At 67.2% G+C, this 21,170-nt stretch carries 20 protein-coding genes; 8 read left to right on the top strand and 12 right to left on the bottom strand.

The window, feature by feature from the left end:
- Positions 1-20 precede the first annotated feature (20 nt).
- The gene (locus G8760_RS03470; RefSeq protein WP_166346625.1) at positions 21-2,267 is read left to right on the top strand and encodes a (Fe-S)-binding protein; all 2,247 of its coding nucleotides are present in this window, start codon (positions 21-23) and stop codon (positions 2,265-2,267) included.
- A gap of 8 nt (positions 2,268-2,275) precedes the next feature.
- Here the strand turns inward: G8760_RS03470 and G8760_RS03465 are convergent, their stop codons facing one another.
- Positions 2,276-2,938 (bottom strand): formylglycine-generating enzyme family protein, encoded by a 663-nt coding sequence (locus G8760_RS03465; protein WP_246222446.1) that lies wholly within the window; start codon positions 2,936-2,938, stop codon positions 2,276-2,278.
- 182 nt (positions 2,939-3,120) lie between these two features.
- Between G8760_RS03465 and G8760_RS03460 the strand changes: the two genes are divergently transcribed.
- From G8760_RS03460 to G8760_RS03450, 3 genes are read left to right on the top strand one after another with little or no spacing between them, the layout of a single operon-like run.
- A complete protein-coding gene (locus tag G8760_RS03460) occupies positions 3,121-3,639 on the top strand; it encodes a toxin-antitoxin system HicB family antitoxin (protein WP_166346622.1) in 519 nt (172 codons plus the stop codon).
- Between the two features lie 31 nt (positions 3,640-3,670).
- Entirely contained in the window at positions 3,671-4,543 is an 873-nt protein-coding gene (locus G8760_RS03455; RefSeq protein ID WP_166346619.1) for a DUF4097 family beta strand repeat-containing protein, read from the top strand.
- 11 nt (positions 4,544-4,554) lie between these two features.
- Positions 4,555-4,806, top strand: a complete 252-nt coding sequence (locus tag G8760_RS03450) for a hypothetical protein (protein WP_166346616.1) — start codon at positions 4,555-4,557, stop codon at positions 4,804-4,806.
- On the opposite strand, the gene G8760_RS03445 is transcribed toward G8760_RS03450, so the two are convergent.
- The 5 genes from G8760_RS03445 to G8760_RS03425 form a co-directional block, all read right to left on the bottom strand.
- Complete coding sequence (locus tag G8760_RS03445; protein ID WP_166346613.1) at positions 4,807-5,886, bottom strand: YihY/virulence factor BrkB family protein; 1,080 nt, start codon at positions 5,884-5,886, stop codon at positions 4,807-4,809.
- Positions 5,886-6,116, bottom strand: coding sequence for a DUF3618 domain-containing protein (locus tag G8760_RS03440; protein WP_207781972.1), 231 nt, complete (start codon positions 6,114-6,116; stop codon positions 5,886-5,888). Before G8760_RS03440 ends, G8760_RS03445 begins: the two co-directional genes overlap by 1 nt.
- Complete coding sequence (locus tag G8760_RS03435) at positions 6,113-6,526, bottom strand: phage holin family protein (RefSeq protein ID WP_166346610.1); 414 nt, start codon at positions 6,524-6,526, stop codon at positions 6,113-6,115. Before G8760_RS03435 ends, G8760_RS03440 begins: the two co-directional genes overlap by 4 nt.
- 95 nt (positions 6,527-6,621) lie before the next feature.
- On the bottom strand, positions 6,622-7,221 hold the full coding sequence (locus G8760_RS03430) for a hypothetical protein (RefSeq protein ID WP_166346607.1): 600 nt from the start codon (positions 7,219-7,221) through the stop codon (positions 6,622-6,624).
- 83 nt (positions 7,222-7,304) lie between these two features.
- Positions 7,305-9,401 (bottom strand): S9 family peptidase, encoded by a 2,097-nt coding sequence (locus G8760_RS03425; protein WP_166346604.1) that lies wholly within the window; start codon positions 9,399-9,401, stop codon positions 7,305-7,307.
- A gap of 103 nt (positions 9,402-9,504) precedes the next feature.
- Here G8760_RS03425 and G8760_RS03420 point away from each other — a divergent pair, with 103 nt between their 5' ends.
- The 3 genes from G8760_RS03420 (at position 9,505) to G8760_RS03410 (ending at position 11,681) form a co-directional block, all read left to right on the top strand.
- The gene (locus G8760_RS03420) at positions 9,505-9,882 is read left to right on the top strand and encodes a GntR family transcriptional regulator (protein WP_166346601.1); all 378 of its coding nucleotides are present in this window, start codon (positions 9,505-9,507) and stop codon (positions 9,880-9,882) included.
- A 131-nt stretch (positions 9,883-10,013) separates the two neighbouring features.
- Entirely contained in the window at positions 10,014-11,009 is a 996-nt protein-coding gene (locus tag G8760_RS03415) for a DUF1648 domain-containing protein (RefSeq protein ID WP_166346596.1), read from the top strand.
- Between the two features lie 78 nt (positions 11,010-11,087).
- Positions 11,088-11,681, top strand: coding sequence for a GNAT family N-acetyltransferase (locus tag G8760_RS03410; protein ID WP_166346593.1), 594 nt, complete (start codon positions 11,088-11,090; stop codon positions 11,679-11,681).
- 105 nt (positions 11,682-11,786) lie between these two features.
- On the opposite strand, the gene hpaD is transcribed toward G8760_RS03410, so the two are convergent.
- From hpaD to G8760_RS03380, 6 genes are all read right to left on the bottom strand, one after another.
- Positions 11,787-12,863 (bottom strand): 3,4-dihydroxyphenylacetate 2,3-dioxygenase, encoded by a 1,077-nt coding sequence (gene hpaD / locus G8760_RS03405; RefSeq protein WP_166346590.1) that lies wholly within the window; start codon positions 12,861-12,863, stop codon positions 11,787-11,789.
- Positions 12,864-12,896: 33 nt separating this feature from the next.
- Positions 12,897-14,420, bottom strand: coding sequence for a 5-carboxymethyl-2-hydroxymuconate semialdehyde dehydrogenase (hpaE, locus tag G8760_RS03400; protein ID WP_166346587.1), 1,524 nt, complete (start codon positions 14,418-14,420; stop codon positions 12,897-12,899).
- 39 nt (positions 14,421-14,459) lie between these two features.
- Positions 14,460-15,401, bottom strand: coding sequence for a 4-hydroxy-tetrahydrodipicolinate synthase (gene dapA / locus G8760_RS03395; protein WP_166346582.1), 942 nt, complete (start codon positions 15,399-15,401; stop codon positions 14,460-14,462).
- A 45-nt stretch (positions 15,402-15,446) separates the two neighbouring features.
- A complete protein-coding gene (locus G8760_RS03390; RefSeq protein WP_166346579.1) occupies positions 15,447-16,136 on the bottom strand; it encodes a GntR family transcriptional regulator in 690 nt (229 codons plus the stop codon).
- Positions 16,118-17,575: a fumarylacetoacetate hydrolase family protein gene (locus G8760_RS03385; protein ID WP_166346576.1), complete on the bottom strand. Its 1,458-nt coding sequence runs from the start codon at positions 17,573-17,575 to the stop codon at positions 16,118-16,120. The genes G8760_RS03390 and G8760_RS03385 overlap by 19 nt, the downstream gene beginning before the upstream one ends.
- 338 nt (positions 17,576-17,913) lie before the next feature.
- Complete coding sequence (locus tag G8760_RS03380) at positions 17,914-19,359, bottom strand: aldehyde dehydrogenase family protein (protein ID WP_166346573.1); 1,446 nt, start codon at positions 19,357-19,359, stop codon at positions 17,914-17,916.
- A gap of 262 nt (positions 19,360-19,621) precedes the next feature.
- Here G8760_RS03380 and G8760_RS03375 point away from each other — a divergent pair, with 262 nt between their 5' ends.
- Entirely contained in the window at positions 19,622-21,142 is a 1,521-nt protein-coding gene (locus G8760_RS03375; protein WP_166346570.1) for a GMC family oxidoreductase, read from the top strand.
- Positions 21,143-21,170: the final 28 nt, after the last annotated feature.

Below are 21,170 nucleotides of genomic sequence, written 5' to 3'. Positions count from 1 at the left end.
GAGAAGGGAGCCTGGCCGCCATGCAGTTCGTCGCCATCGCTGTATCGCTGGGTGTCACCGCGCTCGCACTGGTGGTGCTGACCGACGCAGTGATCCGGATGTTCCGGGTCATCCGCCTGGGGCAGCCTGAACCGGGCCGGACCAACCAGCCGGGCCGTCGGATCGCCACCGTCGCCAAGGAGTACTTCGGGCACACGAAGATGCTCAAGAAGCCGCTGGTGGGTGTGGCCCACTGGGGGGTCGCGCTCGGCTTCTACCTCTTGGTCGTCACGCTGGTGACCGCCTATGGGCAGCTGTTCGACGCCGAGTTCGCGTTGCCGCTGATCGGCCACTGGCACCCGTTGGAATGGCTGCTGGAAGCGTTCGCCTGGCTGACCCTCCTCGGCATCCTGACCTTGACCGTCATCCGCCAGGTCAGCCACCCGCGCGAGACCGGCCGGCGCTCGCGGTTCTTCGGCTCGACGTTCTGGCAGGCGTACTACGCCGAGATCACCATTAGCGCCATCGCCGCGTCCATCCTGCTGCTGCGCGGGCTGGAATACCGCCTGATGGGCGACGCCTCCCACTTCCCGTTGACGTTCTTCATCGGTGAGGCTTTCTCGGGCGTGGCAACGACGGACGTGGAAATGATCGTCCACGTCGTAGCTGCTATCAAGATCACCGTCTCCTGGTTGTTCTTCGCCGTCCTCTCCTGGCACCTGACCATGGGCGTGGCGTGGCACCGCTTCCTGGCCTTCTTCAACATCTTCTTCAAGCGCAACGCCGACGGCGCCGCAGCGCTCGGCGCAGCCAAGCCACTCGCGGTCAAGGGCGAGCCGGTCGACTTCGAGAACATCGACGATCTCGACGAAGACGCCGCCCTCGGTGTCGGGCGAGTCGAAGACTTCTCCTGGAAAGGCCTACTCGACTTCACCACCTGCACCGAGTGCGGCCGGTGCCAGTCGCAGTGCCCGGCATGGCACACCGACAAACCCCTCTCGCCCAAGCTGCTCATCATGCAGTTACGCGACCACGCCTACACCAAGGCTCCGTACCTGCTCGCCGGCGGCGGCAAAGACATGATGGGCGACGAGCGGGGTACCCCCGAGCAGCTCGCCGAGGTCCCGGCCGAGGCGCTGGCCGAAGCCGAACGGCCGCTCGTCGGCCCCACCGAAGGCGACCCGTCGCTGCCCAGCGGCGGCGCGGTCATCGACCCCGACGTCCTGTGGTCGTGCACCACCTGCGGTGCGTGCGTCGAACAATGCCCGGTCGACATCGAACACGTCGATCACATCCTCGACCTCCGTCGTTACCAGGCGCTGATCGAGACGGAGTTCCCCAGCGAGCTCAACGGCCTGTTCAAGAATCTCGAGAAGTCCGGCAACCCCTGGGGTATGAACGCGTCCAAGCGGATGGAGTGGGCCGCCGCGCTGCCCTTCGAGGTCAAGCAGGTCGGCGTCGACGTCGAGTCGCTGGACGAGGTCGAGTGGTTGTTCTGGGTCGGCTGCGCGGGTGCGTTCGAGGACCGCGCCAAGAAGACCACCCAGGCCGTGGCGGAGCTTCTCCACACCGCCGGGGTGACGTTCGCGGTCCTCGGCGACGGCGAGACCTGCACCGGAGACCCGGCCCGACGCTCCGGCAACGAATTCCTGTACCAGCAGCTCGCGTTGCAAAACGTCGAGGTGCTGCGGGAGACCAAGACGGTCCGGGTCGTGTCGACGTGTGCGCACTGCTTCAACACCTTGAAGAACGAGTACCAGCAGCTCGGCTTGGAGCTTGAGGTCGTGCACCACACACAACTACTCAACCGGCTGGTCCGAGAGGGCAAACTCACCCCGGTGGCACCACCCGAAGGTGCCGTGGCCGGGCGCTCGGTCACCTACCACGACCCGTGTTACCTCGGCCGGCACAACAAGGTCTACGAGCCGCCACGTGAGCTGGTCGGTGCCTTGCCGGGGGTGGAGTACCGGGAGATGCCTCGTAGCGGATCGACGTCGTTCTGCTGTGGGGCTGGTGGCGCCCGGATGTGGATGGAAGAGCGGATCGGCAAACGGATCAATGCCGAACGCACGGAGGAAGCGTTGAACACGCTGGCTGGTCCGGCGGCACAGAACGGCGAAGTGTCGGGGTCCATCGCAGTCGGCTGCCCGTTCTGCCGGGTCATGTTGTCCGACGGTCTCACCGAAGCGCAGGCCAACGGCCAAGGCGAGAACGTCGACGTGGTGGACGTTGCCCAGCTGCTCCTCGCGGGCGTGCGCCGAGGCACCCAGCAGACACCTTCCCCCTGACTCCCCAGTCAGATCGAGCGAGCGACCCGGAACCCGACGTCGTCGATCCGCAACGACGGATGGCTCCGCCGGCGAACCGAGGCACGGCAGCTCCAATGCTCGTCGAACCACCCGCCACCACGGAGCACCCGGTAGGTGCCGTACACCTCGGCGTCGTAGACATCCCAGCACCAATCCCAGGTGTTCCCCAGGGTGTCGTACAACCCCCACGGGTTGGGCTGCTTGCCAGCGACATCGTGGATCCGCCCGGCCGAGTTCTCGCGGTACCACGCGATCTCGTCCAAATTCCCGTATCGGGGACCTGACGTGCCGGCCCGGCAGGCGTGTTCCCACTCGGCTTCGGTCGGCAGCCGGTAACCGTCGGCGTCGTGATCCCATTCGACGTTTCCAGCCGCCGGGTCGAGGTGGTAGGCGGGCGTCCGTGCCTCCATCCGGGACAGGGTGTTGCAGAAGTGGACCGCGTCGAACCAGGAGACACTCTCGACCGGGAGTTGGTCGCCACGGGCGGCGCTCGGATGTTCGCCGGCGACGGCCGCGTACTGGTGCTGGGTGACAGGTACGGTCGCCATCAGATACGGCGCCAGCTCGACCAACCAGCGACGCTGCGTCCGGCGGTCGGACAACGTCACCTGCCCCGCCGCGACGGCCGTCATCTCCAGCCCGACGCCCATCGTCACACCGGCACATGTTACCCGCGCACCACCGACCTGCCATCCGGCCTGACAACAAAACCGGGGCGGCGGGTGAGCGCGACGTCGACGACGCCGCCGTGACTCCACTTTGACGCCTCACTAGCAAGTCGTGACGCCATGATGGCGTTGACATGACGTCTCCATGGTGTCATAGTGACGTCATGGAGCTTTCGCCGTATGTATCGTCACTCCGGCAAGCACTAGCCGCCGCGGCTCAGGCCGCTGCCGACGATGTCCGGGAAGCCGCGGATCGGCTGTCCTACGCCGTGGAACCATCGCTGCGGCTGACCCTCATCGAGGCGTTCGGTGATGCCGCCGCGGACATCACCACACAACTCGACGGCGTGTCAGTGGATGTCCGCATGCGCGGCGGCAACCCTGACTTCGTCGTGACCGACGATCACGGCGCCGGATTCGCTCCGCCACCTCCGCCGGAACCACCAACGCCGCCGCCCGCCCCGGAACCGGACGAGGGCACCTCCCGGGTGTCGCTTCGACTGCCGGAGAGCCTCAAAGCCCGCGTCGAAGAGGCCGCGGCCACGGAAGGGCTTTCGGTCAACGCGTGGCTGGTCCGCGCCATCGGCCAGGCACTGGACGGTCCATCGGCCGGGATCCACATCAACCCGCAGACCGGTGTCCACATCAACGTCGGCCGGCGCCTCTCCGGCTGGGCCCGCTAGACCAGATATCAGGCCAGATCAGGAGCATCCCATGGCATCCACGTTTCCCCGTACCTTCCCCGCGCCCAACCCACTCGCCCTGTCCATCAACTCACGTGCCGGTCGGGTCGAGGTCAACGCCGCGGACGTGACCGAGGCCAAGGTCGACATCCAGCCCAGCGTGCCCGGTGACGAAGACGCCTGGGTGGTGATCGAGCACGCCATCGTCCACCACCAGGACGACGAACTCCTCATCGACCTCTCCCAGAAAGACGCGGGGCCGTCGCTCTTGCCCGATCTCCAGCTCGACATCGTTGTTGTTGTTCCACACGACAGCCTCGTTTCCGTCCGGACCGGCTCGGCCAGCATCCAAGCCGGCGGTGGCCTGGGGAACTGTTCCCTGAACACCGGGTCCGGGGATGTCGCGGTCAGCGACGCGCAGGCCACCAGCGTCAAAACCGGCAGCGGAGACATCCGCATCGCCCAGGTCACGTCCGCGGAGGTCAACTCGGGGTCCGGCGACGTCCACATCCAAGGCTGCTCGGGCCGGATCGATGCCAACACTGCCTCGGGCGATCTCAAGATCGACGACATCGTCGCGGATGGCGGGCTCCGGACGGCGTCGGGCGACGTCGAGATCAGTACCACCATGTCCGCCGTCGAGATCCAAACTGCCTCCGGCGACGTCCGAGTCCGCCACATGACCCAAGGCTCCTTGGGGGCCAAGACCGCCTCCGGCGATATCACCGCCGGGGTAGCCGTGGGCACAGTCGCCAAACTCGACTGCTCCACCGTGTCCGGACGGGTCCGGTCCGAGCTCGACGAGACCTCCGCGCCGGATAGCTCCGAGCCGACGGCGACCATTTCCGCGCGAGCCGTCAGCGGTTCGATCGCCATCATCCGCAGCCACTCGCCGCTGCGCTAGGAGCGTTCGCCATGTACTCCACCGACCATTACCACTTCCTCCACCGCCACGAAGGCCACGAGCGGCACCGGCATGCGGCACAGATGAGCGCTGCCCGCGCTCTCAAGCGGGCCCGCACCACCGAACGGGCTGCTCTGCGCCGGGCGCATTGGCTGGATCGCACGGCGCTGCTGCTGGCCCGGGTCGCCGGCTGGAGCGGGGGACTGGCCAATCACCTTCACGATCGCGCGATCAGCCGTCGGGCCCGAGCCTACTCGCCATGATCAGCCGTCGGGCCCGAGCTTGCTCGACGGGTCGGCCGTCTGCCGTGCTGAGCCCGCACGCTGACGGAACTCGCGGGCCTGGCGCACGTCGTCGGCATACTTGGCTGCTGTCTTGTCGCTGGCTCTCGTATCCTTCGGCGGCAACCGCAGGGTCTCCTCGGCGGCCAGTCCGGCCCGGAGCTCTCGGACCCGCTCCAACTCCACGTCCAGCTGCGCACCCAACAGCAGCGCCAGGTTGGTAATCCACAACCACAGCAGGAAAATGATCACACCGGCCAGTGAGCCGTAGGTGCGGTCGTAGTCGGCGAAGTTGGCCACGTAGAACCCGAATCCGGCCGATGCCACGGCCCACACCACGAATGCCAGCACGGCGCCCGCGCTGATCCATCGCCAGCGAGACAGCCGGACATTGGGAGTGGCCTGGTACAGGATGGCGAAGATGGTCATGACGACGAGAACCAGCACCGGCCAGGTCGCGATCTCCCAGACGGTCACGGCGGCGTCGCCCACACCAATCGCGTCGCCCATAGCCCGTGCCATCGGACCCGTGACTACCAGCATGAGCATCGCCAGTGCCACGAGCAGCACTGTCGCCGCCGTCACCAGCAACACAACCGGACGCAGCTTCCAGAACGGTCGCCCCTCGGCCACGCCATAGATCCGGTTCATCGACCGGCCGAACGCGCCGACATAACCCGATGCGGCCCACAAGGCTCCGAGCAGGCCGATCACGAGCGCCACCCCAGCCGCCGGCACCTGGGCCAGTTGCTCGATGGGGCCACGAAGATCGTCGACGAGTGCGGGTGCTACGTCGTCAACCACGTCCAGGATCGCGTCGGTGGCGTCCGCTTCTTGACCGATGAGCGCGGGAATCGACGCCACGGCGACGATGGCCGGGAACAGGGCCAACACCGAGTAGTAGGTCAAGGCCGCAGCCAGGTCGGTGCACTGGTCGGCGGAGAACTTGCGGAGAACGCGCCTCAAGACGTCCTTGACCGGCATGCCGGTGGCGGCTCGCCCATCAGGTTCAGGCGGGTCCGACGCACCGGGTTCGGATTCGCTGCCTGGCTGTTGTGCCATCACGTCGCCCGTCGGCGGCGCCACCACAGGGCGGCCGCGACCAACACCGCCGCAGCGGCCACGAGCCCACCGGCCAGGTATGCGGCCTCCCGCCCTCGGGCGGTGGCCCGGTCGGCCAGCTCTTCAACGGTGTCACCGAGGTGCGCCCGGGTGCGCTCTATGTCGGCGATGATCTCGTCAGGACCCGCGCCCTTCGGCGGTTCCGGTGGCATGGTCTGTCGCTCGGTCACCGTGTCCCCCGTTCTCGCAGCTCTTCGATATCCCGCTGGACGTTCTCCACCGCCTGCTCAGGCACTGGTCTCGCCCGCTGTGCCGCCCGCCTGCCGACGAGACCGGCGATCCCCGCCGCCACGAAAAGAACAACGGCGACGATCAACGCGGCGGCCCACGCGGGCAACACCAGTGCGAGCGCCAAGATACCCGCGGCGATCAGTACTCCGACACCGTAAAGCGCGAAAAGACCCGCAGTGCCGAAAAGCCCAAGCCCGATACCCACGGACTTGGGCTTCTCGCGCATCTCCGCCAGCGCTAGGCGGATCTCATCGCGTACGAGGCGGGACGACTGCTCGGCCGCGTCCGCGACGAGCTGCGAGGTCGACTGCACATGACGGATGTTGGGTTCATCAACCGATCCAGACATTCGCGCTCACCTGCCAGCTGCGTGACGTATCTCCCGCAGCAAGGGTTACCCAGGTGAGTGGTAAAGATTCGTTGCCGCATAGGCGGCGTCAGGGATCAGCTGGGGGTCGGACCTGCCGGACGGTCGTCCTCGCCGTGCGGCGCCTCCGGAGCCGCAGGAGGCGGCGGGGCCTGGCCACCAGCGGGCGGCGCGGGCGGGGCAGCCGGGCCAGCCTCAGCCGTCTGCGTCTTGAGGTTCTGCAGCGCGGCCGATCCGCCGGCCGACTGGTACGACAGGAACGCGGCGTAGCCGAGGGCCGCACTGAGGATCAGGATGAGGAACGCGCCGATGTGCGGGCCAACACTCACCCCGGGGATTCCCGGGCTCTGCGTCAGCGAGCGGATGAACTGGATCAGACCGAACAGCGCGGTCAGCGCCGCGAGACCGGCCGTCACGAGATCCGCGTTGATCTTGACCTGGCTCGTCACCCCGAGCAGGCGCGCTGCCTCCCAGGCGACCAGCAGGATGACCAGGATCCCGACTAGCGTCCCGATCCCGTCCCAACCGCTGGCGCTGCCACTGACCGAACCGAAGCCGCCCATGTCGGCGCTCGCGCGTACCCAAGGGAAGAACAGCGAGATGAACAGCAGCAAACCGCCGAGCAGCGCGATCTGCCGCGCCAGCGGCAGCGACTTGATATCGAACGAATTGGACACGTGGGCTCCCCATGACGTAGTTAGCCCGCCTCGTCAGCGGGCGTAGTACATCATTCCGAAAATCCACATATAAGCAAGGGGGATCAAGCGACCGTGTCAATGATGAAAGCAAGCGTGAACGCTTCATCCCGCCACGCATCGTAGCGACCGGACGGTCCGCGATGCCCCGCACCCAACTCCGTCTTCAACAGGATCGGACGGGTACTAGTGGCGGTAGTACGTAGTCGGGCCACCCATTTGGCCGGCTCGTGATACCCGACACGGGGGTCGTTCAGCCCGGCCGTAGCGAGGATCGCCGGGTACGGGTGAGCGGCGACGTTCTCGTACGGCGAGTAGGACTTCATGTACCGGTAGACCTCGGCGGACTCCACCGGGTTGCCCCATTCCTCCCACTCGATGACGGTAAGCGGGAGCGAGGGGTCGAGGATGGTGTTCAGGGGATCGACGAAGGGCACCTCACCGACCAGCCCGGCGAACGTGTCCGGGGCAAGATTCGCCACCGCCCCGATGAGCAGACCACCCGCACTTCCACCCCGGCCGACCAGTCGGTCCCGGGCCGTCCAGCCGGCCTTGACGAGGTGCTCAGCGCAGGCGACGAAGTCGGTGAACGTGTTCTTTTTCGTCAACATCTTGCCGTTGTCATACCAGGCGCGACCCATCTCGCCGCCACCGCGTACGTGGGCGATGGCGAAAACGAAACCGCGGTCCAGCAGGGAGAGCCGGGGGATGGAGAACCACGGGTCCATCGAACTCTCGTAGGAGCCGTAGCCGTACAGCACACATGGCGCGGTGCCGTTGGCTGGGGTGTCCCGCCGGCGCACGATGGAGAGTGGGATCCGGGTGCCGTCGTCCGCCGTCGCCCAGTCGCGGACCGTCTCGTAGCGATCCGGGTCGAAGTCGCCCAGCACCGGCTCACGTTTGCGCAACGTCAGCTCACGGGTGTCGACGTTGTAGTCGAACACCGACCCTGGAGTGGCCAGCGACGTATAGCCCAGCCGAAACGTCGACGTGCGGAACTCTGGGTTACGCCCAGCCCGGACGGTGCGCACTTCCTCCGGGAAGGTGATGTCGGCGCCCACCCCGGGGGTGCCGTTCTCCAGGGGGATGACGTGTAGGCCGGTGCTGCCGTCCCGGCGTAGTGAGACAACAACGTGATCGGCGAAACAATCGGCGTCGACGATTCGGGTACCGGGCCGGTGCGGAAGGACCGGTTGCCAATGGGCCCGTCCCGGCGATGCTACGGGCACCCGGGCCAGCTCGAAGTCCGCGGCACCGTCGTTGTGCACGATGTAGAAATAGTCACCGGAGTGGTCGACCGAATACTCGACACCCTGCCGGCGGGGCTCCACGATGCGGAACTCACCACCCGGCGTATCCGCCTCGAGGACCCGTACCTCGCTGGTGACCTGGCTGTCGACGGAGATGACGAGGTAGGTGTCGCTGCGGGTGAGCCCCACCCCAGCGAAGAAACGCTCGTCGTCCTCCTGGTGCACGATCTCGTCGTCCGCAGGTGCCGTGCCGAGGCGGTGTCGCCACACCCGGTACGGGCGCATGGCGTCGTCGACGGTGGTGTAGAACACGGTGGAGCCGTCGGCCGACCATGCGGTGCTGTAATAGGTGCCGGGGATCTCGTCTGCCAAGACGGCCCCGCTGACCAGGTCTTTGACCCGGAGGGTGTACTTCTCGCCGCCGTCGTAATCGGTGGAGAAGATCAGGAGGCGTCCGTCGGGGCTGACGTCGAGTGCGCCTAGGGCGAAGTACGAGGAGTCTCCAGCCAGCTCGTTCTGATCGAGCAGCACCTGCTCGTCGGCCGGCGGATCAAGGGGGTCGGCCGGATCGGCTGGTAGTGGTGGTTCGGTTCGAGCCCGGCAATGGAGTGGGTACTGCTGGCCCTCGACGGTGCGGGTGTAGTACCACCAGTCGCCGCGCCTGGACGGGACGGACAGGTCGGTCTCGAGGGTCCTGGCCTTGATCTCGTCGAAGATCTCACCCTGTAGCGCCTTCGTGTGCGCGGTCATGACCTCGGTGTAGGCGTTCTCCGCCTCAAGGTACGCGATGGTGTCCGGATCGTCCCGGTTCAACAACCAGGCGTATTCGTCGGCGACGGGATCGTCGTGAACGTCACGGGTATGGGGCACGCGTTTAGCGACCGGCGGCGACGGGCGGTCGAGATCAACCATGACGAGACGGTACCGCAACGCGCGGCGCCGTCTACCCACCGGGCCGATACGATTCTTTCCGGCGGAATTTGTTCTATTAGAACTAGAACAATAGACTCGCCCTATGTTGATCCGGCTGGACCCTACGTCGACGGAACCGCTGTTCGCCCAGCTCGCCGCGGCGATCCGCGGCGCCGCCGCACGCGGGGAGATCAGCCCTGGTCAGCGCCTACCCGGAGCACGGGAGCTGGCACAGTCGCTCGGCGTCAACATGCACACCGCGCTCCGCAGCTACCAAGTGCTGCGGGACGAAGGACTCATCGAGCTACGGCGCGGGCGTGGAGCCGTCGTCACCCAACACGCCGGCAGCGGGCTGGCCGAGCTCCAGGAGGCGATCCGACATGCCGTCGACCGAGCCCGCCGGCTCGGCATCGGGATGGACAGCCTCACCACCATGATCGACCACGAGTACCACGCGCAGCTCGGTGACGCCCCCACCTGACCGACGCCCCAGGCGGCCCCCTCAGGTCAACCCGACTGACCCGCCAGCCACGTCAACCAGCCATCACATCGGGTTTCTGCCCACCCATCATCCGGACCAACACCGCACATCGCTTCACACGGAGGACGACCATGACAGACACGGCAACCGCCGGCCGGCCCCGCCCCACCGGACGCATCGTCCTGGCCACGGGAGTCCTGCCGGCCGTCATCGGCGTCGTGGGCGCACTAACCGTGCTGAGCTGGCGCGACGACCTCCCCAACCGGGTGGCCACCCATTGGGGCACCGGCGGCGCGGACGGATTCTCCAGTGTCACTGGCGTCGCACTGACACTCATCGGCTTCTGCGTGGTGTTCGCGATCCTGGGTCTCGCTCTCTGCGCGGCAGGGCGGACCGAGCCGACGATCGTGCGCACGGCGGCCGGCACCGCCAGCGGCACGGCGGGCTTCGTCACCGCACTCATGGTTGGCCTCGTCGGGCACCAGCGAGGACTCGCGGATGCAGCCGACGCCACCATCACCCCATGGGCCATCGTGGGTGGGATCGCCGTCGCGGCCCTGGCGGCCGTCGTCGCCGTCGTCGTGATACCACGCTGGAGGCGGCCGGCACCGGCACCGGCCGGATCGGCTCCCCACCTCACCATCGACGGCTCCGAGCTAGTGAGCTGGAACCGCTCGGTGGCTGCCGGCAGCGCAACGCTGGCCGGTCTCGTGATCGCGGTGGCGGTGACGGCAATGGCGGCCTTCGTGTCGCGGCAGTGGTGGCTGCTGATCATTACCATCGTGCTGGCGCTCCTGACGTCGTTCATGTTCTCGATCCGCGTCACAGTCGATCGGCACGGGGTCACCGTCGCCGGACGGTGGGGGTGGCCACGGTTCCGCACCCCACTGGAGGAGATCACCAGCGCTCAGGTCGCCGAGATCCATCCGCTGCGGCACTTCGGCGGGTACGGCTATCGGATCGCGGCGTTCGGCCCGTACCGCGGCGCCTCCGCCTACGTTCTTCGGGGCGGACCAGCCATCGTCCTCGACCGGACGAGCGGGCAGCGAACCGTTATCGTCGTCGACGATGCCGCTACAGCGGCGGGCCTGGTGAACGCCCTCATCGAGCGACGTCGCGATGAATGACTCTCATCCGGGCCGCAACACCACCGCGGACAGCACGGAGTTTCTCGGATCCGCAGTGAACTGGATAGGTTCGACGCCATGGAGGTACGGCCCTATCGCAGCGGGGACGACGACACGCTGTACGAGATCTGCCTGAAGACCGGCCCGGGTGGTGGCGCAGCCTTCACCGATCCGCGCATCCTCGGGGAGATCTACGTCGGGCCATATCTGGCGTTCGAGCCCGACCTGGCCTTTGTGGTCGAGGACGACGACGGTGTCGCCGGCTATGTGCTGGGGGCGCGAGACACCCGCGGTTTCGAGAAGCTCTGCGAGGCACGCTGGTGGCCGCGGCTACGCGAGCGGTATCCCGTGGGTTCGTTCCCGGACGACACCATCGATGCGCGGTTCGCCCGGCTCATCCACCGGCCACCCGTGGCGCGGGACGACGTCGTCGCCGAGTACCCGGCACACTTGCACATCGACCTGCTCCCACGGACCCAGGGCCGCGGCTTCGGCCGCATCCTCATGCGCCGTCTGCTGGCCGCGCTGCACGACGTCGGGGCCACCGGGGTGCACCTCGGTGTGGGCGCGACCAACACCAACGCGATCGGCTTCTACCGCCACCTCGGCTTCACCGTGCTGCACGAGAATCCGTCGGGCCTCACCATGGCCCGCCCAACCTTCCTCCCATGATCGCCTCCCTGTCTCCCTCCCTCCCGTGATCATTGGCTTTTAGCTACCGGATCCGGTAGCTAAAAGCCAATGATCACGGGAGGGAGGGAGACAGGGAGGGGCGGGTCAGACCTGGGTGCCGAGCTTGAACCCCTGCTCGGTGTCGTTCTTGCGGGTGTAGGAGAACCCGTCGGCGCCGATAGTGACGTCCATCTCCTTCGAGTCGGTCCGCTCCACGGTCTCCTTGACGTTGCCATCCAAGTCGAGCACCAGCGACGCGTCGGTGTACCAGCTCGGCACGACGGGGTTGCCCCACCAATCTCGACGCTGGTTGTCATGGACGTCCCAGGAGATCACCGGGTTGTCCGGATCCCCGGTGTAATAGTCATGGCTGTAGATCTCGATTCGGTGCCCGTCCGGGTCGCGCAGATACAGATAGAAGGCGTTGGACACCCCGTGCCGGCCCGGACCCCGCTCGATCATGTCCGATCGCCGCAGCGCACCGAGGTGATCGCAGATGTGCAGAATCTGGTGACGCTCGTGGGTCGCGAACGCGACATGGTGCAGCCGCGGCCCATCACCGCCGGTCAGCGCGATGTCGTGCACGGTCGGCTTACGGAACAGCCACGCGGCATAAACCGTCCCCTCGTCGTCCTTGATGTCCTCCGACACCCGGAACCCGAGACCCTCGTAATACGCCCTAGCCGCCGGGACATCCGGTGTGTTGACGTTGAAGTGGTCCAGCCGCGCGATAGCACCGGCGCCGTGTGCGTCGTAACGCTGGGTGAAACGCTCCCGGTGTTCGGCGTCGTAGAAGAACTCGATCGGGAACCCCAGCGGATCCTCGATCCGCACCGCCTCGCCGATGCCCCGGATGGCCCCTGCCGCGCGACGTTCCACCCTGACGCCCAACTGGCGGTAGTACTCCTCGGCGACGTCGAGCTCAGCGGCACTACGTACCCGGTAGGCCAGCACACTCAGCGCCGGCACCGGTCCCTTGCGCAGGACGATCGAATGGTGCAGATACTCCTCGAACGCCCGCAGGTACAACGCGTCGGCGTCTTCGTGGGTCACGACGAGGCCGAGCACGTCCACATAGAACTCGCGGCTGGCGGCCAGGTCGCTGACGATGAACTCCACGTAGGCACACCGGATGACGTCCGGCGGCGGGACCGTGGGCCTAATGGATGTCGCGTCTGTCATGAGAACCTCTCTGGCGATGTGCTCGTGCCGTAATCAGGTGGAAGGACGCTCGCCGTCGCCCGGCCCGGCACCGAAGCGGGCGGTGTGCACGTCACCAAGCGTGATGTGCACCGCCTGCTGATCGGTGTAGAAGTCGATCGAGCGGTAGCCGCCCTCATGCCCGAGCCCGGACGCCTTGACCCCACCGAACGGGGTCCGCAGGTCACGCACGTTGTGCGAGTTCAGCCACACCATGCCGGCCTCCACTCGCTGCGCGAAGGTGTGCGCCCGGGCCAGGTCGGTCGTCCAGATGTAGGCCGCCAGGCCGTACTTGACCCCGTTGGCCAGCGTCAGCGCCTGCTCGTCGGTGTCGAACGGGGTGATCGCCACAACCGGGCCGAAGATCTCCTCCTGGAAGATCCGCGCGTCGGCCGGAACGTCGGCGAAGACGGTGGGCGCGACGTAGTTGCCATGCTCCAAGCCCTCCGGGCGGCCACCGCCGGCCAGCAAGCGACCCTCCTGTTTCCCGAGTTCGACGTACCGCATCACCTTCTCGTAATGCTCAGGATGCACGAGGGCGCCGACCTCGGTTTTCGGATCATGTGGATCGCCGACGACGATGTTCCGGGCCCGGGCGGCGTACCGCTGGCAGAACTCGTCGTAGACCGCGCGTTCCACCAGGATCCGGCTACCGGCGGTGCACCGTTCCCCGTTGAGCGAGAACACTCCGAAAAGAGTGGAGTCGATGGCCGCGTCGAGATCGGCGTCGGCGAACACCACCGCCGGCGATTTCCCGCCCAGCTCCATCGACATCCCTTTGAGGTGCGTGGCGCAATTGCGGTAGATCACCTGGCCCGTTGTGGTCTCGCCGGTGAAGGAGATCAACGGGACGTCCGGATGCCGCACCAGAGCGTCGCCGGCCTCCTCGCCATAGCCGTTGACCAGGTTGAACACCCCGTCGGGTAGTCCCGCCTCGCGGAAGATACCAGCCCACAAGCTGGCCGACAGCGGGGTGAACTCCGCGGGTTTGAGCACCACGGTGCACCCCGAGGCCAACGCCGGCGCGAGCTTCCAGCTCTCCAGCATGAATGGCGTATTCCACGGGGTGATCAGCCCGGCTACGCCGACCGGTTTGCGGTTGACGTAGTTGACCTGGCGCCCCGGAACCTTATAGAGGTCATCGGCCTGCGCCACGATCAGGTCGGCGAAGAACCGGAAATTCTCGGCCGCCCGGCGGGCCTGGCCCAGTGCCTGCGTGATCGGTAGCCCGGTGTCGAAGGTCTCCATCTCGGCCAGCCGGGCGTCTTGCGCCTCCACGGCGTCGGCGATCCGGTTCAGCACCCGGGCCCGTTCCCGCGGCACCATACCCGGCCATGGTCCGGTCTCGAAGGCATGCCGTGCGGCCTCGACAGCGCGGTCGACGTCCTCCCGCTGTCCAGCCGCCGCCGTCACGTACACCTGGTTGGTGACGGGGTCGAGGACGTCGAAGGTCTTGCCGGAGAGGCTGTCGACCAGTTCGCCACCGATGTAGTGCTGGATCTTCGCCGGCAGGTCATCCGGTATGTAGTGCTCGGTCATGTTCAACCCTTCTCGTGAGGTCTGGTGACCTCGTGTTCGTCAGCTGCCCACCTGGTGTCCGTCGGCCGGGGTGAGGTACTGCTCGCCCTGGGCCAGCAGTTCTCGCATCCGCGCGACACCGGCCGCGGTGGGCGGCTGTAGTGGCGGGCGCACGTGACTGGACCGGATGAGCCCACGCTGCTCTAGGACCCACTTGCCAGGCGCCGGGTTGGTCTCGACGAAGAGCAGGTCGACGAGGGGATGTAGCCCGTAGTGGATCTCGCGAGCCTGCTCGAAGTCGCCGGCCTGCCACGCGTTGTACATCTGCACGGTCGCCGCGGGAGCGATGTTGGCCGTGGCGCTGATGAAGCCGGCACCACCGAGCGACAGCAGCGGCAGGCACAACAGTTCGATGCCAGACCAGACCAGCAGTTCCTTGCCACACAGATGCAGCACACGGGAGAAGTGCTCGAAGTCTTTCGTCGTCTCCTTGATGCCGACGAAGTTGTCGAGGTCGCGGTAGAGCCGGGCCACCGTCTCCGGCGCGATGTCGACCGCGGTGCGGCTGGGCACGTTGTACGCCACGATGGGGAGGTCCGGGAATTCTTTGGCGACCGCGACATACCACTGGTAGAGCGCCTCTTGGGTGGGCCGCGCGTAATACGGGGTGATGATCAGCGCCGCGTCGGCCCCGGCCTCGTGGGCGGCCGCGGTCAGCTCGATCGTCTCGTCGAGTTTGGCCGAGCCTGTTCCGGGCACGAACGGGACGTCGCCGTTCACGGCCGCCGCCACGGTACGGATCGCCGCTGCCCGTTCGGCCACCGTCTGCGCACTAGGCTCCCCCGTCGAACCACCGATGGAGATGCCGTGGGAGCCCGCGGCGAGCTGCCAGCGGACCAGGTTGGACAGGCTCTCGTGGTCGACCTCACCGGCGTCGGTGAACGGGGTCATCACCGGGGCGATCGATCCAACGATCGCATGGGGATTAGAGCGGAACCTCATTATCGTCCCTTCTGTGCATGCTCAGTCGTGGCGCGGTTATCCGTCTCAATGAGCGCCGCGGTTCTCCAGGAATGCCGTCAGCGTGGCCAAGCGGTGCTGGCGGGCCGCCAGCTCGACGTCGACCGAGGGCGCCCCACGCTCGATCAGGTCGAGGATCGCCTCGTGCTCCTTCACCGACTCGTGCGCTCGGCCCGGCACGAAGCTGAAAGTGGAGTCGCGCAGAGTCTTGAGCCGGCCCCAACCGCGGTGGACCAGATCGAGCAGGTGCGGGTTGGGGCACGGCTCGAAGAGCACGGCGTGGAACTCGCGGTTGAGTTCGGTGAAGCGGTGCGGGTCGAAATGGTCGAGACACTCGACCATGTGCTGATTGACCTCGCGCGCCCGGGCCAGCGCCTCTGCCGGCAACGCCGGCGCGGAAAGCGCTGTAGCGAACCCTTCTACCAGCGCCAGAGTCTGCATGGTGTGCTGATACTCGGTCTCGTCGACCATCGCGACCTGCGCCCCGACATTGCGCTCGAAGGTCACCAAACCCTCCGCCTCGAGCCGGCGGATGGCCTCCCGCACCGGCACCACGCTGACGTCGAGTTCCTTGGCGATCTGGCCCAACACCAGCCGGAAGCCCGGACTGTAGGCACCAGTACCGATCCGCTCCGCGATCCACTGGTAGGCACGTTCGGACTTCGAAGCGCCTTCGGCCGCGGGCCGCCCGCCGGCCTTCACCGCGTCGTCAGCCATGCGGCGTACCTCGCCTTCCACTCGGCGTTCATCGGATACAAACCATCAACGCCGGCACCCGTGGCCACCTGCTCGGCGATGAACTCTTCCTCGCGCTCCTGCTCGATGGCCGCGTCGACCACTTCCTCGACCAGGTGCGGTGGGATGACGAGGACACCGTCGCCATCACCGACGATGACGTCGCCAGGCTGGACGGAGGCGCCGCCGCACGCGACCGTCACGTCCACGTCCCATGGAACGTGCCGGCGGCCGAGCACGGCCGGATGGCCACCGGCGTGGTACGTCGGGATGTCCAGCGCGGCCACCGCGGCGAGATCGCGTACCCCTCCGTCGGTGACGATGCCGGCGGCGCCGAGAACCTGCGCCCGCAAGGCCAGGATGTCGCCGACCGTCCCGGTGCCGCGCTCACCGCGGGCCTCGATGACGAGGACGTCGCCGGAGCGCAGCGAGTCGAACGCGCGTTTCTGGGCGTTGTGCCCGCCGCCGTGGCTGCGGAAGAGGTCTTCCCGGTTGGGGATGTACCGGAGGGTGCGGGCCCGGCCGAGCAGGCGGGTGTCCGGACGGGTGGAGGTGAGTCCGTCGATGGAGACGTTGTTGTAGCCGCGTTTGCGGAGCTGGGCGCTGAGGGTAGCGGTGGCCACCCGGCCGAGTTTGGCGGCCAGCTCATCGGTCAGGGTGAACTCCGGTGGCAGCCCGGCGGCAGCGGCGCTACCCCACGCCTCGGCCCGCTGGACGTCGTCGACCTTGGGTAGTGCCCCGAACTCCCGCAACGTGACCGTGCCCTCTACCACCGGTGTGGTGAGCCGGCCGGTGGTCAGGCCTCCGCCGGGTTTGTCCAGGGCGTCGACCTCGACCTCGACGACGTCGCCGGGCCGGGCAACCGACGCACCAGCCGGCGTGCCGGTGAGGATCACGTCACCGGGTTCGAGTGTGCTGAGCTGCGACAGATCGGCGATCAGCTGCCCAAACGGGAAGAGGAGATCCTTAGTGGTGTCCTCTTGTACGAGTTCTCCATTGAGCCAGGTGCGCACGCGGAGGCGGGCCGGATCGACGGCGTCGGCCGGGATGGTCGTTGGCCCGAGCGGGGTGAATCCGTCGCCCCCCTTAGACCGAAGGTTGGAACCGCGGTCCGCGTAGCGCAGGTCGTACACTCCGAAGTCGTTGGCCGCGGTGACGGCCGAAACGTAGGACCAGCCCTCAGCGGGCTCCACCCGGCGGGCAGTGCGGCCGATCACGAGGCCGATCTCCCCCTCGAACGCCAGCAGCTCACAACCGGCCGGGCGTTCGATAGCCACACCCGACTCCGCCACCGACGTCGCTGGTTTGAGGAAGTACGACGGCGCCACGGGCGTGCGGCCACGCTGGGCGGCACGCGACGGGTAGTTGACGTGCACCGCAATGATCTTGCCTGGCTGCGGTAGGTGCGACGCAGACGTCATCGATTACCCCGTTTCACAAGCCTGAACACATCCACGAACTCATCATATCTTAAAACATATACAATCTGGCAGCCCGCTCCGCCAGAACTCCGCCGGCACACCGCCGGCACACCGCCGGCACACCGCCGGCACACTCCGCCGCATCATCGATCACCGACGCTTTCCCCTCTCCACCCACCACCCCATCACCACCCACCGGTGATCGTCGCCGAGATCGTGTCGCCACCCATCGGTGATCGTCGCCAGGATTCGGTCGCTATAGCGACCGAATCCTGGCGACGATCACTGGGGATGAGGGCAGAAAACTGGCGACGATCACGGGGATGAGGGCGGTGCGATCAGTAACCGTAATTCACCCACACCGACTTCAACTCGGTGTAGGCGTCGATCGCCCACGGGCCCATCTCCCGCCCCCATCCGGATGCTTTGTACCCACCCCATGGAGCGGCCATATCAGGGATAGCCGGCATGTTGACGAACACACCACCGGCCTTGATACCCGCACTGAGCCGTTGCGCGGTTTTGATGTCGCGGGTCCACACCATCGCCGCCAGCCCGTACTGCGTGTCGTTGGCCCGGGTGATCAGATCGGTGAGCTCGTCGTCATCCTCATAGCTGGTGACCGCGAGGACCGGTCCGAACACCTCCTCCCGCATGATGGTCATCTCGTCCCGCACACCGGTGAAGATCGTCGGGTTGTAGAAGTACCCGTCGCCATCGGACCGTTGCCCACCAACCACCAGCTCCGCGCCCTCGTCCCGGCCGACCCCCACCAGCCGCTCCACATGATCCCGATGCCGCTCCGACACCAGCGGGCCCAGCTGCGTCGACTCGTCCAAGCCGGGTCCGATCCGCAGCGACCCCACCCCGGCGGCCAGCTTCTCCACGAACTCCTGCTCTCGCTTCTTGTCGATATAGAAGCGGGTACAGGCCGCGCACACCTGGCCGGAGTTGAGCGTCGACCCGGCGATGTTGCCGCCCACCGCGGCGTCGATATCCGCGTCCGCCGCGATCACGCTGGGTGCCTTGCCGCCCAACTCAAGCGTCACCCGCTTGAGGTTGGAGTCGGCACTGGCCTTGGTGATGAGTTTGCCGACCGCCGTAGACCCGGTGTAGGAGAGATGATCGACGTCCATGTGGGAGCTCAGCATCGCGCCCACGGAGCCGTCGCCGGTCACCAGGTTGACCACACCCCGCGGGAACCCCGCCTCCTGGGTGAGCTCCACGAGCCGAATGGTGGTCAGCGGCGTCACCTCGCTCGGCTTGATCACCACCGTGTTAGCGGTCGCCAGTGCCGGCGCGAGCTTCCACGCCAGGATCATCAACGGGAAGTTCCACGGCGTCACCAACGCGTTCACGCCGACCGGCTCACGCCTGGTGTAGTGGAACGTGTCCGGGAACGACACCGGGTTCGTCGTCCCCTGAATCTTGGTGACCCAACCCGCGTAGTACCGGAAATGTTCGGCCGCACCACTGACACTCACCTGCCGGGAAATGCCGATCGGCTGGCCCTGATCCCTCGTCTCCAGCTGGGCCAGCTCCTCGTGATGCTGGTCGATCAGGTCAGCCAGGCGGAACAGCAAGGCGGCGCGCTGCGGAGGCAGCAGCCCGGCCCACTCGGCCGAGTCGAGCGCTCGCCGAGCGGCGGCCACGGCCGCGTCCACATCGGCCTGCCCGGCCGCGCCGACCTCCTCGATGACCGTGGCACTAGCTGGGTCGTAGGTTGGCAGGGCGCCGCCGGACGCCTCGGTCCATTCTCCGTCGATGAACAGGCGGGTGGGCATGTGGTCGGCTCCTTCGCGTCCTGAGCGGGCGGGCGCAGCCAGTCCGAATGGGTAGCCCGGACGGCTAGAGCGTCCGCCAATTGATGCTGGCGGCAGCTCTAAGGCCCAGCGTTCGGTTCAGTATCGAGGCGCCGCCGCAGGCCCGTCTTGTCGACGTGGGCATGGCCGTTGTCGACCAGCGAAAACCTCACCGGCCGGCGATTCCCGCGCGGCGACCCCACGTGGCAGGGTCGGACCATTCGCTCCCGGGGAGGTACCTGTCATGGCTGGTCAAGCCGATGTGATCGTCGTCGGTGCGGGCTCGTCCGGCTCGGTGATAACCCGACGCCTGGTGGACGCCGGAGCGAACGTCGCTCTGCTGGAGGCCGGCGGCCCCGACACCAACCCCGCCATCCACGAACCGTCGCGCATGGGCGAGCTCTGGCACAGCGCGGACGACTGGGACTACTACACCGTGCCGCAGGAGTTTGCCGGCGGCCGACTACTCCACCTGCCACGGGGCAGAGTCCTGGGCGGCTCGCACTCACTCAACGCGATGATCTGGGTTCGAGGCGCCCGCCACGACTTCGACACATGGGCCGACCTAGGCAACACCGGCTGGTCCTGGAACGACGTGCTGCCGGTGTTCAAAAAGATCGAACGCTGCCACGGCGCCGGATCCGACCTGCGGGGCACCGATGGACTCCTCGACGTCACGCCGAACACCCCGCTACACCCCATCCAGCAATCCATCATCGACGCCGCGCTCGAGCTCGGCCTGGAGCAGAACCCCGACTACAACGGCGGGCACCTCGACGGCGTTTCGGAGCAGCAGGTCACCATGCGCGACGGCAAACGCCTGAGCACGTGGCTCGCTTACACCGCGCCGGTGCTCGGCTCCCCGCGGCTGGCCGTGCGCACGCGGGCCCGGGTACTCCGGTTGCTACGCCAAGGCACCCGTATCACTGGTGTCGAGTACGAATCGGGCGGACAGCTCGCGCACCTTCATGCCGACCAGGTGGTCCTCGCCGCCGGCGCCATCGGCTCGCCGGCCATCCTGCTCCGCAGCGGCATCGGTCCGGCTGACGACTTGCGGACCGTCGGCGTCGACGTCGTCGCCGACCTCCCTGGCGTCGGCAAGAACCTGCATGACCACCTCCTGTCGCCAGTGATCTTCAGCACCAGGGCCCGGGAGGTCGAACCACCCCGGCCGGGACGTTCCGTCACCCAGACCCACCTGTTCTGGCGCAGCCGCCCCGACCTACCCGTACCCGACACCCAGCCCATCCACTTCAGCGTGCCGATGTACGAGTCGTGGATGAGCGGGCCCGACCACGGGTTCTCGCTGATGGCCGGGATGGTCACCCCACGCAGCCGAGGCAGCGTCCGGCTGGCCGGGCCCGATCCGGCCGCCCCACCGCTGATCGACCTGAACGCCCTGGCCGAGGAGGACGACGTCACCAGCCTCGTCGCGTCCGTGCGGCAGTGCCGGGCGCTGGGCCGTACGTCGGCTCTGGCTGGCGAGTGGGGCGCTTACGAGTTATACCCCGGACCAGACGTCGTCGACGACGACCACGCGGTGCGCGACTACGTCCGCCGAACCGCCATCACCTACCACCACCAGGTTGGTACCTGCAAGATGGGCGTGGACGAGTTCGCAGTCGTGGATCCGGCCTTGGCGGTGCACGGCATGACCGGCCTCCGAGTCGCCGACGCGTCGGTGATGCCACGGGTGACCACCGGCAACACCAACGCCCCCGCAGTGCTGATCGGTGAACAGGCGGCATCGTTCATCACGGGATGATGCAGGGACGACGCCGTCCCGCGACGCG

It is taken from the genome of Phytoactinopolyspora limicola (genome assembly GCF_011320225.1).
Lineage (GTDB): Bacteria > Actinomycetota > Actinomycetes > Jiangellales > Jiangellaceae > Phytoactinopolyspora > Phytoactinopolyspora limicola.
This window is presented reverse-complemented; position numbering and strand designations above follow the sequence as displayed.